The following is a 15,232-nucleotide window of genomic DNA, read 5'->3' on the forward strand; positions in this document are numbered from 1 at the left end:
AAGACAGATGGGAGTAAGCAGGTATTATGGAGAATTTATTTCAAGTAGCAATTGACGGACCGGCAGCTGCAGGAAAAAGTACAGTTGCCAAAATTGCTGCAAAAACATTGGGGTTTGTTTATATTGATACAGGAGCGATGTATCGATCGCTCACGTATAAAGCACTTAAAGAGAAAGTCAATTTAAATAATGGGCAAGCGTTGAAAGAATTGTTGGATTCAACAGAAATTAAACTGGTACAAGGTGTCAGGGGACAGAAGGTGTACGTGGACGGAGACGATGTGACTGACCTTATTCGCTATCCTGAGGTCTCCGAACATGTCTCACTGGTTTCTTCTTACGAGGCTGTGCGAGCTGAGATGGTGGACCGTCAGCGCAAATTAGCACAATCGTGCAGTGTTGTCATGGACGGACGAGATATTGGAACACATGTTCTTCCGAATGCGCAGGTTAAAATATTTTTAATTGCTTCAGTTGAAGAACGAGCAGTTCGCAGATATCGGGAAGAACTGCAAAAAGGCAGACATCCGTCCATGGAAACACTGAAGGAATCCATTGCACTCAGAGACAAAAAGGATATGGAAAGAGATGTTTCCCCACTTGTTAAAGCAGCAGATGCAGTGGCACTTGACACCACTTCGCTTAGCATTGAGGAAGTGGTTGAGAAAATTCTGCATTTTGTAAAGGAGAAACAGCCATCTTGAATCTCTATTCTTTTGGAAAAACATTAGTTAAAGTGTTTTATAAACTAACTTTTAGAATCCAGGTTATAGGGCGGGAAAACGTTCCTGAGCAGGGCGGTACACTGATCTGCAGCAACCACCTTTCTAATTTTGATCCACCGATGATCGGTATCAGTCTTGCGAGACCATTAAGTTTTGTTGCTAAATCTGAGCTCTTCAATATCCCGGGCTTTGGTCGGCTGCTCAGCCACTTAAATGCTTTTCCAATAAAGCGCGGCACCGGAGATCGTGGCGCACTCAGAGTAGCAGTGAAGCTTATCCGAGAAGGACATGCATTGCTTATTTTTCCTGAAGGACACAGGAATCTGGAACATACGCCATTGAAGAAAGGCCTTTCAGGAGCAGGATTCTTTGCACTGCAGACGGATGCGGTTGTCGTTCCTTGTGCAATAATTGGCAACTATAAATTCAGAAGCAAGATGAAAATCATTTTTGGCAAACCGATTAACACGAAAGAAATGAAAGAATTAAAGATGAAATCTTCAGAGGCAAGCGCAATCATCATGAAACATATTCAGGCATTGCTTGATGAATACACAGAGCCAACTGCTTGACAAAAGCGTCTATTTGTAAGAAGTTATGAGTAGGATATTTTCTCGGTTGGTTAATTAAAGGAGGTCCCGGAGAATGGTTGAAGAAGTAAATCATGAAATGGCATCTTTTGATGCGATTGGTGTAGGCGATGTAGTTAATGGAAAAGTAACAAAAGTTGAAGAAAAACATGCGTTAGTTGATGTTGGATATAAAGTGGACGGCATTCTGCCAATCAGCGAGCTTTCAAGCCTTCACGTTGAAAAAGTCTCGGATATGCTTCATGAAGGTGACGAGATCAGTGTAAAGGTAACAAAGCTGGAAGATGATGAACTCGTCCTGTCGAAACGTGAAGTTGACGCAGACAGAGCATGGGGTGATCTCGAGGCTAAATTCAACGAAAAAACTACATTTTCCGTTGAAATTGCTGATGTTGTTAAAGGCGGTTTGGTTGTTGACTTAGGTGTTCGCGGGTTTATTCCAGCTTCTCTTGTTGAACGTCATTTTGTTGAAGATTTCAGTGACTATAAAGGCAAACCACTTGATGTTAAAATCGTCGAATTAGATCGTGAAAAGAGGAAAGTTATCCTTTCCCATCGTGCAGTTTTGGACGAAGAAGCGGATCAGAAAAAAATTGAGACGCTTCAAGGGATTAAAGAAGGTTCCGTCCTTGAAGGGACTGTTCAACGGCTGACTGATTTCGGCGCATTTGTAGATATTGGCGGAGTTGATGGACTTGTTCACATTTCTCAACTTGCTCATTATCATGTGGAAACTCCTTCAGAAGTCGTCTCCGAAGGGGATAAAGTCAAGGTCAAAGTTTTATCGGTAGATCCTGCTAATGAACGGATCTCACTGTCAATTAAAGCAACTCAGCCTGGACCTTGGGAAACGGCAAAATCGAAGATCAATGCCGGTGATGTTCTTGAAGGAACAGTGAAAAGACTAGTTCCATTCGGTGCATTTGTTGAATTGCTCCCAGGTGTTGAAGGCTTAGTTCATATCTCCGAAATTTCACATGATCATATTGGAACTCCTGAAGAAGTGCTTTCAGAGAACCAGCAAATCAAGGTGAAAGTTCTGGATGTGAATTTTGATGAACAACGTGTATCGTTGAGCATCAAAGCACTTGAAGAACCAAAAGCAGAAAATCATGCAGAACAGCCTGCTGAAACACCTGAGATTGAAGAAGCAACAACAGGTTTTTCCCTTGGTGACATGATTGGCGATCAGTTAAAAAAATATAAATAATTTAATGCGTGAACATGAAAGAGGCGGAAAATGTTTGGAAGCTTACCTGCTCCCTGCTTTTTCCGCTTTTTCAAGGCTGTGATGGAATCTTAATACTGATTTGCATAGGTTATTGCTGCATGGGCAATAAATGAGATATACAATTCGAGAACGTTTAATTTTTGGACCTCTCCTGTTAAAGGAAAGGTTTCTTTTATGATTAGCTTTGTTCATTAATATTTGATGAAGTGATTAGTGAAAGATGAAGAACCCTTGCTAGATCATCACTGATACGAAATCATTATGATGAGTAACAAATTGATGATGATAGAACAGAGGAACCAGGGGGAAATTTGCCCCTAAGTAAACCTCGATCATGATCAGTTTTTGAAGGAGGAACATTATGTCTAAACCTACGATTGCTATAGTCGGCCGTCCTAATGTCGGAAAATCTACCCTGTTCAACCGTATTGTCGGTGGCCGCATGGCCATTGTTGAGGATAAACCGGGCGTTACAAGAGACAGGCTGTATGGAAACGGATCTTGGCTGACCAATGAATTCCATGTCATCGACACCGGTGGTATTGATCTTGGCGATGAGCCGCTGCTCGCGCAAATGCGCGCCCAAGCTGAAATTGCCGTTGATGAATCTGATGTGATCTTGTTTCTGGTCGATGGACGAACAGGATTAACGGATGCCGACGAAGCAGTTGCCCAATTATTAAGAAGATCCAAGAAGCCTGTTGTTCTTGGTGTAAATAAGTTAGATAATTTTAAGCAAAAAGAATTGATGTACGAGTTCTACTCTGTAGGACTTGGGGATCCTTATGCGATTTCATGCGCACATGGACAAGGCATAGGCGATTTGCTCGATGCAGTGATTGATAAATTTCCGAAATCTGAGCCTAACCCGGAAGAGGACGGCGCTATTCGCTTTGCTTTGATCGGCCGTCCTAATGTGGGCAAGTCGTCTCTCGTCAACACAATACTCGGCAAGGAACGTGTGATTGTTAGTGATATTGCGGGAACGACACGTGATGCGATCGACTCTCCATTTACACGCAACGGTCAAAATTTTGTTATTGTCGATACAGCAGGTATCCGCCGCCGGGGACGTGTCTATGAAAAGACGGAAAAATACAGCGTGCTTCGAGCGCAGCGTTCCATTGAAGAGTCCGATGTGGTTTTGGTTTTGATAAACGGAGAAGAAGGAATAATCGAACAGGACAAAAAAATTGCCGGTTACGCGCACGATGCAGGACGAGCGATTGTTATTGTAGTTAATAAATGGGATGCTGTTGAAAAAGACGGGAAGACCATGGACAAGTTCAAGAAGAAAATTCGTGAACAGTTTCAATTTATTGACTATGCACCGATCGTTTTCCTATCTGCGTTAACCGGAAGCCGTGTTGATCAAATTCTGCCGGTTATTGAGCAGGTAGCTGAAAACCATAGCCTGCGTGTGCAGACAAGTTTGTTGAATGATTGTATTATGGATACGGTAGCTATGACGCCGCCACCGTCAGATAAAGGTAAGCGATTGAAAATTTATTATGGTACTCAAGTAGCCGTTCGTCCGCCAGTATTCGTATTGTTTGTCAATGATCCGGAGCTTCTGCATTTTTCTTATGTGCGCCATATTGAAAACAGGCTTCGTGAGACTTTTGGATTCATTGGTACACCGATAAAAATATTATCAAGAAAAAAGAATGAGAAGTAAGAGGAGAGGTTTGAATCATGCTGATCGCGTTTTCTATAATTATTTCTTATCTTATCGGATCAATCAGCTTCAGCTACTTAATTACAAAGAAGATTAAAAAGATTGACATCCGCCAAACAGGCAGCGGCAACGCAGGCGCAACAAATACGATGCGTGTGCTGGGAACAGGACCTGCCGTTGGGGTATTGATTTTGGACGTTCTAAAAGGGGTTGTTTGCATTTTGATGGCCAATTTACTTGGCTTACCCGACTGGGCGGTGGCACTGTCCGGTTTAGCGGCAATAATCGGACATGATTTCCCTATTTATTACGGTTTTAAAGGCGGCAAGGGCGTTGCAACAACTATTGGCGTCTTTTTTATGATTATGCCGCTTTTTGCGTTAATTGCAGGTGTCATTACCATCTTGATTATCGCAGTCACACGTTTTGTTTCGCTAGGATCTTTGTTTTTCCTTTTGTTTACGCCAATATTGGGATGGATCATTCATGGCTATTCCGCAGGCGTCTTAGTTGTGGCCTTTTTAATTACGGTCCTGGCCTTTTATCAGCATCGGGCGAACATCGTTCGGTTAATTCAAGGTAAGGAAAATAAACTCGGCCACAAGAAAGCTCAGGCTTAAGAATTTTCTGTTGTTCGCTGTAAACTTTGAATCGAGGAGGCAGAGCAATGAAGAAAATAGCAGTTTTGGGAGCTGGAAGCTGGGGTACTGCGCTTTCGATGGTACTCGCGGATAATGGTTTCACAGTTTCGCTTTGGAGCCACAGAAAAGAGCAGGCAAACGAAATTCTGCACGAGCATACAAATCAAAAGTATCTGCCAGGGGTTGTGCTATCTGATCTAATTAGCGGTACAAATAGTTTGAGTGAGGCTCTTAGTCATGCATCCGCTGTGCTTCTTGTTGTTCCAGCAAAGGCAATGCGTGATGTATTGAAGCAGATTCGTACCATTATCGAACAGCCAATCTTGTTCGTTCATGGTGTGAAAGGTATTGAACCGGGATCGTTTAAACGGATGTCTGAGGTTATTGAGGAAGAGATCCCTGCATCGCTTCGAACAGCAGTTGTGGTTCTTTCAGGACCCAGCCATGCTGAAGAGGTTGCCTTGAGACATCCTACAACGGTTGCCGTTGCATCGTCTAATATTAATGCTGCTCAAGAAGCACAGGATCTCTTTTTTAATCATTATTTTCGTGTGTATACCAATGAAGATACAGTAGGCGTAGAAATAGGCGGTGCATTAAAAAACATTATTGCACTTGGTGCAGGCTTGCTTGACGGACTCGGTTACGGAGATAACGCAAAGGCTGCGTTGATTACTCGTGGGCTCGCGGAGATATCCCGACTTGGGACGAAAATGGGTGCACATCCATTGACATTTATAGGGCTGACCGGCATGGGTGATTTAATCGTTACCTGTACGAGTGTGCACAGCAGAAACTGGCGAGCAGGAAATTTGCTTGGTAAAGGTGAGAAGCTTGATACTGTATTACAACAGATGGGGATGGTTGTAGAGGGTGTCCGGACAGCAGAAGCTGCTTATGCCTTAGCTAAAAAGATGAACATAGAAATGCCGATCACGACTGCAATCTATCAGGTATTATTTGAAGATAAGCATCCAAAAGAAGCGGTTGACGAATTGATGAATCGTGATAAGAAGGATGAAATTGAGCCGCTTTCTCAAAGCCTGGCTGAAAAAATAGCACGGGAACAATAGGTGGCACGTTACTCCCTCCTTGCATACTATGTAAAGAATGCAGGGTAAAGGAGGACGTTCATTGGATTCTAATAATCCTTTTTTTGATAACATTGAAAAGAAGACGAACGTGAAGAAAGAGGATATCCTGGAGATAGCCAACTCAGTTTCAAACGCTAATTTCAGCGATCCTAAGGTCGTCAGAGAACTCATTGCTCGCATTGGGAGTACAGCAGGCGTACCCGTTTCAAAGGAAAAGGAAGAGGCTATTGTGAAAGCCATTACTTCGGGTAATATGCCGAGCAATCTTACATCGCTGTCAAAAATTTTCGGCCCAAAACGATAAGTATTGGGCCGTCGCCAGCGGCAAACGAAGTAGGAATAGCATAATGTATAGGTGCGTCAATCATTCTGCAAGAGCGCAAAGGGCGTGGAAGGAATTAGTCATGTGGAGAGAAAACGGCAACGTTTTCTCTCCATTTTTTTATCCATAAATGGCATAAAAAAATTATTGGACAATAGTTTAGTATAGATAGGCAGCCGAAACACTTGCGCTGCCGGCCCATTTTTCAACAGATCGCTTCGGAAGATCAAATTTTTATTGGCATAATCAATGGACAAAGTCATATGTTTAGAACGATCACCGAGGTAGTTTATTGCAGAAGGAGGAGCGGGAGGGTGCCAACTTTGGAAAAACTTGAACGAGTAGACATTTTCAAAGACATTGCTGAACGTACCGGGGGAGACATTTATTTAGGTGTTGTCGGAGCCGTCCGAACAGGAAAATCTACATTTATTAAGAAATTTATGGAGCTCGTTGTTTTGCCGAATATTGAGGATGAGGCAGATCGCGTTCGTGCAAAAGATGAATTGCCTCAAAGTGCCGCAGGAAAGCAAATCATGACGACCGAGCCCAAATTTATTCCTAATCATGCAGTTAAAGTGAGTGTGGAAGACGGACTTGACGTCAACATTCGTGTGGTTGACTGCGTTGGCTACGCGGTTAAAGGAGCAAAGGGGTTCGAAGATGAAAACGGCCCACGCATGGTACACACACCATGGTATGATGAACCGATTCCATTTCAAGAGGCGGCAGAAATTGGGACGCGCAAAGTCATTCAGGAACATTCTACTTTGGGCGTTGTCGTTACAACTGACGGTTCAATCGGTGAAATCGGACGTGAGGATTATGTTGAATCTGAGGAACGTATTGTTGATGAATTGAAAGAAGTGGGTAAACCATTTATTCTCATCGTCAACTCAACGCACCCTTATCATCCGGAGACAGAAGCATTGCGCAAGGAACTTTCGGAGAAGTATGATATCCCCGTGCTTGCTCAAAGTGTTGAGAACATGACGGAACACGATATCAATAACATTTTGCGCGAAGCATTGTTTGAATTTCCAGTTCTGGAAGTCAACGTAAATCTGCCGAGCTGGGTTATGGTTCTGAATGATGAACACTGGCTGCGCAAGAGCTATGAGGACGCGGTTAAAGAAACCGTTAAAGATATTAAGCGTTTGCGCGACGTTGATCGTGTCGTTGGAACTTTCGGACAATATGATTTCATTGAGAACGCTCAGCTATCAGGGATTGAAATGGGGAAAGGAACCGCCGAGATTGATTTGTTTGCTCCGGATAATCTCTATGATCAGGTGCTGAAAGAGGTCGTTGGCGTCGAAATTCGTGGGAAAGATCACTTGCTTCAACTGATGCAGGATTTTGCCCATGCAAAACGAGAGTATGATCAAGTAGCCGATGCGTTGAAGATGGTGAAACAGACCGGTTACGGTATTGCGGCACCATCAATCAGCGATATGAGTCTTGATGAGCCTGAGATTATTAAACAGGGATCACGTTTTGGAGTTCGGCTCAAGGCGGTTGCGCCTTCAATTCATATGATCAAAGTCGATGTAGAGTCTGAATTTGCGCCGATTATTGGTACTGAAAAACAGAGTGAAGAATTGGTACGCTATCTCATGCAAGATTTTGAGGATGATCCGCTCTCGATTTGGAATTCCGATATTTTCGGCCGCTCATTGAATTCCATCGTCCGTGAAGGCATCTCAGCGAAGCTGGCATTGATGCCTGAGAATGCTCGATACAAATTAAAAGAAACGTTGGAACGCATCATTAACGAAGGATCCGGGGGCTTAATCGCCATCATTTTGTGAGATCCTTTCCGAAATGAGTGAAATTCTAGATCCCAAATGGGGTCTTTTTCTTTTTGTTTATTTACGGGCTGGAAGGCGCGAATCTATTGACTTTTGACGGATTTTATTTTCAATAAGCGAATAAGAAGCAAAAATGCTCTTTTTTCTTCAAGAAACGGTTAAAAACGCGTGAATATGGCAATATTTTTATAAAAGCTGTTGAATTCTTCCATCACATCGTATATTATAAGCGTTGTTGATGTTTCATCCAGCGCAAAAAGGAGTTATTCCTTTTTAAGGAGGTGAAAGTGTTGAATAAGACTGAATTGATTACTGCGGTTGCAGAATCTGCTGAATTATCCAAAAAAGATGCTACAAAAGCGGTTGATTCTGTCCTGTCAACGATTGCCGATGCTTTGAAAAGTGGAAGCAAGGTTCAATTAATCGGATTTGGCAACTTTGAGGTTCGCGAACGTTCTGCTCGCAAAGGCCGCAATCCTCAAACGGGCGAAGAGATCGAAATCAGTGCAAGCAAAGTTCCAGCATTTAAGCCTGGTAAAGCATTGAAAGAAGCCGTCCAATGATCTGAGACGATACATAGGACGTAAGTACGAAAGAGCCATCCGTTTTGGATGGCTCTTTTTGCTACACAAGATGCTAACTTTACATGATTCTGCAGAAGTTAACAGGACCTCTTCGTGTTGAAAGGGATAAAAAATGAATGGAGCCGCATAAAACATTCACGGTTAAATGAGAATAAATAAGATCAAGTAAGGACGACTTTCCTTTATTTTTATGTTTGCCTATGCTAAAATTTTTTACTAGGACAAGTGATTTATGTTTACTTAGGAATTCTGACACAGGCGAACATGAACAAAGGCAGAAGCGGATACACTACAGGAATGTTGAAGTTGATTATGCTGTGTCTCCACTGTTTCTTTTTTTGTAAACTTTACTAATACAAAACGGCTTTATGATTCTATGGTGAAAGCATCAAGAGGCGTTTAGTTTATGATTAGGTGCGACGGGCAGGATAGATTGGGAGGCAAATTTCAGTGAACGTGGATCATGAAAAAATAGAGAAGGCTGTGCGAATGATTCTTGAAGCAATTGGCGAGAATCCGGATCGGAGCGGTCTTATTGAGACGCCTCAACGAGTGGCGCGCATGTACGAAGAAATTTTTCAAGGATTGCAGCAGGATCCGAAAGAATACTTATCGAAAACATTTGATGAAGCTCATGAAGAACTCGTTTTAGTGAAGGATATTCCCTTCTATTCAATGTGCGAGCATCATTTGGTTCCTTTTTTCGGTAAGGCTCATGTGGGATACATACCAAGAGGCGGACGAGTGACCGGGCTGAGCAAGCTTGCCAGAGCAGTTGAAGCAGTTGCGAAACGCCCACAGCTTCAAGAGAGGCTGACAACAGAAGTAGCAAACAGTATCGTGGAAACGCTTCGTCCTTATGGCGTTATTGTTGTCATTGAAGCGGAACATATGTGCATGACGATGCGGGGAGTAAAAAAGCCTGGGGCACGAACGATTACTTCGGCTGTGCGCGGCGTTTTCCAAAAGGATTCAACCGCTCGAGCAGAAGCGATGTCATTAATTAACCATTAATTCCAAATGAAAAAGTGAGGAATGGATCATGGAACTAAGGAATGAAGAAGTATTGGGCGATTATTTTGTTATTAAAGCAGAAGCAGACGGTGTCAATGTCATTGGGCTGACTCGCGGTGCGGAAACACGGTTTTTTCATACGGAAAAGCTCGACAAAGGTGAAGTAATGATCGCACAATTTACAGAGCACACTTCGGCAATTAAAGTACACGGTAAAGCAACCATACAAACAAAGCACGGCACAATCACATCGGAATGATCAACAAGGTCATCACCATTTGGAGTGAGGACAAATCTTGTGGTGATTATTTGCATGGGGGGTACTGAATTGTCGCTAAATGAGGAGCTAGACCTAATCTATCATCAACTTCGAAACGAATTAAATCATGATTACGTAAAAACAATTTTACCGGAACCGATAATTGATCGGGATAAACTCATGATTTATTATTTGTTGTTTCGCCAACAAGAATCAACGCTGAACGCCGGTGCCCATGCTAAGAGCGTTATGGTAGCGGAAATTGGCTTGAACACCCATGAGACGATGACGATTGAAAAATGTTCTGACATAAAAGCAACAAAGAAGAGACAACTGACTGTACTATCCGGAGATTTTTACAGTGCACTATATTATTATTCACTTGCGCGCCAATCGAATATGGAGGTTGTCAAATGGGTGGCGCAGGCGATCCAAACGTTCAATATACATAAATGTGCGTTTTTTTATTCAAAAACACGTCTGAATTGGTCTGAAACATTGGAAGCTGTGATGAAAATTGAGAGCGCTCTTGTAGAGAAGATTGCCCGCCAACTCGGTCAAGCGCCTATTATTCCTTACTTAAATGCCTTTTTTTTAATAAAAAGGCTTGTCATTGAAAGAAAAGCGCATGGGAATTGCGAACGAACCAGCTATTTTTCGCAAGCCGTTCTAGGCAGTGTCGAGACACTGACCGTCAAGCTTGATCAAGAAATTAAGAATAAAGCGGCACATTTGATTCATGCTCTGGACAGGCAGGAAAATCATTCAGAATGGCTGATGCAGATCATTGATTATTTGCGCGATCAACTCAGCCGAATGGCTGAAGGTGTTGGAGAAGGGACTTATTAATGATGATGGAGCAGGAAGAGAAACATGAGAAGGTTCACCGTGTCTTTCAAAAGATCTATAAGAACTATGACGCGATGAATTCATTAATTAGTTTTAATCGTCATAAGGTGTGGCGGCAAAAAGCGGATCGGATTGTCGCAGCAAATGAAGGAGATCGAGTTATTGATGTTTGTTGTGGGACCGGCGACTGGGCGATCTCAATGGCAAAGATAGTGGGATCTCAAGGAAGCGTTGTCGGTCTTGATTTCAGCGATAATATGTTGCAAATTGCCGAGCATAAAAAAGAATCAAGTCAACTTGAGAACGTCAAACTTGTAAATGGCGATGCGATGGCTATCCCTTATGAAAATGCATCATTTGATCGAGCAACGATCGGATTCGGTCTCAGAAATGTTCCCGATTATTTGACTGTGTTAAAGGAGATCAATCGTGTTTTGCGTCCTGGCGGCAGTCTTGTCTGCCTCGAAACATCACAAACTAAAATACCGATATACAGGCAGCTGTACTTTTTTTATTTTCGATTTATTATGCCGCTTCTTGGAAAAATATTTGCCGGTAGCTATAAAGAATATGCGTGGCTAAATGAGTCTGCATCAAAATTCCCTGATCAGAAAACATTAACTGAACTCTTCCGAAAAGCCGGTTTTGAAAATATATCGGTATGCTCATTAATGGGTGGCATTGCTGCAATCCATAAGGGAACCAAACCACTGGATCACGAGTAATTGCTTTTTTTAGCAATAATTTGTTTGCATAATGAGCGGTAACGAAAGGTGAAAGAGATGACCCTGACCCGAATTTACAAGGAACAGAAAAGTAACTTAAAACAGATTGAAGGTCGATTGGAATCGGTGCTTATGGCACCTCATCCCATTCTGAACGAAGCTTCACTTGACTTGCTCAGAGCAGGGGGGAAGCGTATTCGCCCGTTACTGACACTGCTCTGCGCGCAATACGGCGATCCTTCACGTGAAGAAGTGATGAACTCGGCTGTCATGCTTGAATTGATTCATATGGCTTCTCTCGTTCATGATGATGTCGTTGATGATTCGGATCTTCGACGCGGAAAACCAACGGTTAAAGCACAATGGGATAATCGAGTGGCGATGTTTACCGGAGATTTTATTTTTGCTAAAGCGATTGAATTAATTTCTGATTTTGATAATCATGAAATTCATTTGAGTATATCGCGAGTCATTCGTGATTTAAGCCTTGGTGAAATCGATCAAATTAAAGAATTGTATAACTGGAAACAAAATTTGCGCATTTATCTCAGAAGAATCAAAAGAAAAACTGCTTTGCTGATGGCGCTCAGCTGCCAGTTAGGAGCCCTAGCTTCGGGATGCTCTTCGAAGGTAGGATTAAGCCTCTACTATTTTGGCTATTATTTAGGAATGAGCTACCAAATGACTGATGATATTCTTGATATCGTTGGGACTGAGAAACAATTGGGAAAACCGGCGGGCGGTGATTTGCGGAACGGGAATATCACATTGCCTACATTCTTTGCGTTGCATAAATATGGAATGCGAGACGCTATTTTGCATGTTCTGGAGAGAGAAAATCCGGAGCAGTCAGAATGGGATTCAGTCATATATTCCATTCGCAATTGCGGAGCGATACAAGATTCGGAGCATTTGAGTGATGCTTATTTAAGCAAAGCAAGAGCAATCTTGGAACAGTTGCCGCAATTGCGTGTGACTCACTCATTAAAAGAAATAGCGGATTATATTGGGACAAGAAACTATTAATCAAATAAGCTGCAAGTGAGTCTGCATTTGTAACATTTTGATGCACAACGGTTCATGCGATTGCGATGCTAATTCTAAGTTTAGGGAGCCTGATGATAATGGAACGCACATTTTTAATGATTAAACCAGATGCTGTTAGAAGAGGATTGATTGGAAATATTATTGCACGGTTTGAGGCAAAAGGCTTTAAAATGATTGCCGGCAAACTCATGGTTATATCCGACGAATTGGTCAAGAAGCATTATTATGAACATGAAGGAAGGCCGTATTACACAGACCTGACGACATTTATGACTTCCGGTCCGGTGTTTGCTATGGTTTGGCAAGGTGAGGACATTATTAAGCTCTCGCGATTCATGATGGGTTCCACTGATCCTGAAAAGGCAGCACCAGGAACAATTCGTGGAGATTATGCCACACGTATGAATCGAAATGTTATTCATGGATCAGATTCACCTGAAAATGCAGATCGAGAAATTAATCTCTTTTTTCAAGCGGATGAATTTGTAAGTCATGAATAAGTGGAAAAATGAATCAGGGTTTGATTGAGGAGATTAAACAATGAGCGAGGTAGTAGAGCAAGATTACGAGCAGTTTAAAAGCTTGTTTTTTCAGCTCACAGGTATCAATTTGTCTCTATATAAAGAAGAACAAATGAAACGCCGTCTGAATTCGCTTCGATTAAGAAGAGAGATTCCTTCCTTTGTGGCCTATGCACATCAATTGAGGGAGAATAAGCAACTGCTTGACGAGATACTGAGCCGGATGACGATCAATGTGACCGAATTTTTCAGAAACCGTTCTAGATGGGACATTCTCGAAAATAAAATTCGCAATCTAGCATCTGAAAAGAAACAACTGAGTGTTTGGAGTGCTGCATGTTCGACAGGAGAAGAGCCATATTCATTGGCGATTCTTTGCAGCAAATATATGTCTAAGAATACATTTTCAATTATTGCCACGGATATAGATCAGAAAGTTTTAAACACGGCGAGTCAAGGCACATATTTGGAGCAGGCAATTGAGGCCTTAACTGATGATGAACGACGGCATTTTTCAAAAAAAGGTCTGCTCTTTGAAGTGGAGGACGATCTGAAACAGACGGTGTCCTTTATGAAGCACGACCTGCTCTTAGACCCGAGCCCTGGTCAATTTGATATCATTGTTTGTCGAAATGTGCTCATTTATTTCACTGAAGAAGGTAAAAAGACGATCTATCAAAAGTTGAGCAACTCCTTAAAGCCAGATGGTACTCTGTTTGTTGGAAGTACAGAACAAATATTCAGCCCCGCTGCATATCATTTGCGTTCGACAGAAACCTTTTTTTATCAAAAAACAGCAAATGAACGTTGATTATTCAAATTTATTATTTATTTACAGTTGACAGTTACAAACAAGTTGACTATGATGAATTTACGTTATGAAGTTATTAATTTGTAAAGGTCGGATTGAGCCGGAGGGCGCGATCGGCCAAGGTTTTTGAGATGAGAAAAGAGAATGAGCACAGTTGAGAAGAGCTGAGGGTTTATAACTATTGCTGCCACACCCTACAGGGCTTCCTGTGGGGTTTATTGTTTTTCCTTGGATTTTTTTATATCCATTCCCCTCTAAGCAACTCACACCCGCTCATTCCTCAAAAAGAGGAGTGGAGCCCATGTTCAAAGAAACATTGAAGGATTTAGTAACAGGAAAGCAGCTTTCAGAACAGGAAGCCGCAGAAATGATGGATGAAATCATGGAAGGAAAGGCTTCTTCAAGCCAAATAGCCGCTTATTTATCCCTTCTCAGTATGAGAGGAGAGACCGTTGATGAATTGGCGGGTTCAGTGCGCAGCATGCGTGCCCATGCCAAACCGCTTCACTATAAGCAACCGCTCATTGACATCGTTGGAACAGGGGGAGACGGTTCCGCAACCTTTAATATTTCAACAGCGGCTGCACTCGTGCTTTCTTCTCTTGGTATCTATGTTGCCAAACATGGTAACCGATCTGTTTCCTCGACCAGCGGAGCTGCCGATGCATTGGAAGCGTTGGGGATTGATATCCGATCAACGCCAGAATACGCGTCTGAACTGCTTGATCAAACACATATGTGCTTTTTATTTGCACCGCTCTATCATGCATCAATGAAATATGCCATTGAACCTCGCAAGGCACTTGGTTTCCGAACCATTTTTAATCAACTCGGACCATTGACGAATCCGGCTGGCGCTGAATGTCAGCTTCTCGGGGTATATAGCGGAGACCTTGCCGAACGCTATGCCCAGACTATAGTGAAGCTAGGAACACAGCGGACGCTGGTAGTAACCGGCGAAGATGGGATGGATGAACTGACCATTGCCGGACGTACGAATGCGTTTCTTATTGAAAACGGAACGATTCGAACCTTTTCTTTGACGCCGGAAGATGTTGGTCTCTCTGCCGGAAGTGTTGCGGATATCCGAGTCAAAAATCCGAAAGAAAGTGCGGAATTAATTGAAACGATATTTGCAGGCAGCAGGAAAAATCAAACGGCAGCTGATGCTGTCTTGCTAAATGCCGGCGCAGGACTTTATGTCTCAGGCAAAACACGTTCAATTGCCGAAGGTGTTCATGAAGCTCAGGAAGCGATTAATTCTGGTGCAGCGCTCGATCAGCTGAATCTGATGCGTCAGCAAACGACGGAGGCAGCTCATGCCTGAATC

Annotated in this window: 17 protein-coding genes; all 17 read left to right on the forward strand. The window is 42.6% G+C overall.

The window, feature by feature from the left end:
• Window positions 1-26 precede the first annotated feature (26 nt).
• The 17 genes from cmk to trpD all read left to right on the forward strand — a co-directional run bounded on the left by cmk (window position 27) and on the right by trpD (window position 15,229).
• On the forward strand, window positions 27-704 hold the full coding sequence (gene cmk, locus NOM01_RS08690) for a (d)CMP kinase (protein WP_255748073.1): 678 nt from the start codon (window positions 27-29) through the stop codon (window positions 702-704).
• A complete protein-coding gene (locus NOM01_RS08695) occupies window positions 701-1,297 on the forward strand; it encodes a lysophospholipid acyltransferase family protein (RefSeq protein ID WP_255748075.1) in 597 nt (198 codons plus the stop codon). Before cmk ends, NOM01_RS08695 begins: the two co-directional genes overlap by 4 nt.
• A 73-nt stretch (window positions 1,298-1,370) precedes the next feature.
• Entirely contained in the window at window positions 1,371-2,525 is a 1,155-nt protein-coding gene (rpsA, locus tag NOM01_RS08700; RefSeq protein WP_255748076.1) for a 30S ribosomal protein S1, read from the forward strand.
• Window positions 2,526-2,907: 382 nt separating this feature from the next.
• Window positions 2,908-4,224 (forward strand): ribosome biogenesis GTPase Der, encoded by a 1,317-nt coding sequence (gene der, locus NOM01_RS08705; protein WP_255748078.1) that lies wholly within the window; start codon window positions 2,908-2,910, stop codon window positions 4,222-4,224.
• Window positions 4,225-4,241: 17 nt separating this feature from the next.
• On the forward strand, window positions 4,242-4,844 hold the full coding sequence (plsY, locus tag NOM01_RS08710; RefSeq protein WP_255748080.1) for a glycerol-3-phosphate 1-O-acyltransferase PlsY: 603 nt from the start codon (window positions 4,242-4,244) through the stop codon (window positions 4,842-4,844).
• A 47-nt stretch (window positions 4,845-4,891) separates the two neighbouring features.
• Window positions 4,892-5,938 carry an NAD(P)H-dependent glycerol-3-phosphate dehydrogenase gene (locus NOM01_RS08715; protein ID WP_255748082.1) on the forward strand — a complete coding sequence of 349 codons (1,047 nt, stop codon included), beginning with the start codon at window positions 4,892-4,894 and terminating at the stop codon, window positions 5,936-5,938.
• A gap of 61 nt (window positions 5,939-5,999) precedes the next feature.
• The gene (locus NOM01_RS08720; RefSeq protein WP_255748084.1) at window positions 6,000-6,263 is read left to right on the forward strand and encodes a stage VI sporulation protein F; all 264 of its coding nucleotides are present in this window, start codon (window positions 6,000-6,002) and stop codon (window positions 6,261-6,263) included.
• Between the two features lie 341 nt (window positions 6,264-6,604).
• Entirely contained in the window at window positions 6,605-8,092 is a 1,488-nt protein-coding gene (gene spoIVA, locus NOM01_RS08725; protein ID WP_255748086.1) for a stage IV sporulation protein A, read from the forward strand.
• Window positions 8,093-8,382: 290 nt separating this feature from the next.
• Window positions 8,383-8,655, forward strand: a complete 273-nt coding sequence (locus tag NOM01_RS08730) for an HU family DNA-binding protein (protein ID WP_023510384.1) — start codon at window positions 8,383-8,385, stop codon at window positions 8,653-8,655.
• 471 nt (window positions 8,656-9,126) lie between these two features.
• The gene (gene folE, locus NOM01_RS08735) at window positions 9,127-9,690 is read left to right on the forward strand and encodes a GTP cyclohydrolase I FolE (RefSeq protein WP_255748087.1); all 564 of its coding nucleotides are present in this window, start codon (window positions 9,127-9,129) and stop codon (window positions 9,688-9,690) included.
• Between the two features lie 28 nt (window positions 9,691-9,718).
• Window positions 9,719-9,949 (forward strand): trp RNA-binding attenuation protein MtrB, encoded by a 231-nt coding sequence (gene mtrB, locus NOM01_RS08740; RefSeq protein ID WP_255748089.1) that lies wholly within the window; start codon window positions 9,719-9,721, stop codon window positions 9,947-9,949.
• Window positions 9,950-10,003: 54 nt separating this feature from the next.
• On the forward strand, window positions 10,004-10,798 hold the full coding sequence (locus tag NOM01_RS08745) for a heptaprenyl diphosphate synthase component 1 (RefSeq protein ID WP_255748090.1): 795 nt from the start codon (window positions 10,004-10,006) through the stop codon (window positions 10,796-10,798).
• 5 nt (window positions 10,799-10,803) lie between these two features.
• Window positions 10,804-11,523 (forward strand): demethylmenaquinone methyltransferase, encoded by a 720-nt coding sequence (locus tag NOM01_RS08750; RefSeq protein ID WP_255748186.1) that lies wholly within the window; start codon window positions 10,804-10,806, stop codon window positions 11,521-11,523.
• A gap of 57 nt (window positions 11,524-11,580) precedes the next feature.
• Window positions 11,581-12,549, forward strand: a complete 969-nt coding sequence (locus NOM01_RS08755) for a polyprenyl synthetase family protein (protein ID WP_255748188.1) — start codon at window positions 11,581-11,583, stop codon at window positions 12,547-12,549.
• Window positions 12,550-12,647: 98 nt separating this feature from the next.
• Complete coding sequence (gene ndk, locus NOM01_RS08760) at window positions 12,648-13,070, forward strand: nucleoside-diphosphate kinase (RefSeq protein WP_255748092.1); 423 nt, start codon at window positions 12,648-12,650, stop codon at window positions 13,068-13,070.
• A gap of 40 nt (window positions 13,071-13,110) precedes the next feature.
• Complete coding sequence (locus tag NOM01_RS08765; protein ID WP_255748094.1) at window positions 13,111-13,902, forward strand: CheR family methyltransferase; 792 nt, start codon at window positions 13,111-13,113, stop codon at window positions 13,900-13,902.
• A gap of 301 nt (window positions 13,903-14,203) precedes the next feature.
• The gene (gene trpD / locus NOM01_RS08770) at window positions 14,204-15,229 is read left to right on the forward strand and encodes an anthranilate phosphoribosyltransferase (protein WP_255748096.1); all 1,026 of its coding nucleotides are present in this window, start codon (window positions 14,204-14,206) and stop codon (window positions 15,227-15,229) included.
• The last annotated feature ends 3 nt before the right edge of the window (window positions 15,230-15,232 follow it).

Origin of the sequence: Sporolactobacillus sp. STSJ-5 (assembly GCF_024385605.1) — a bacterium.
Lineage (GTDB): Bacteria > Bacillota > Bacilli > Bacillales > Sporolactobacillaceae > Sporolactobacillus.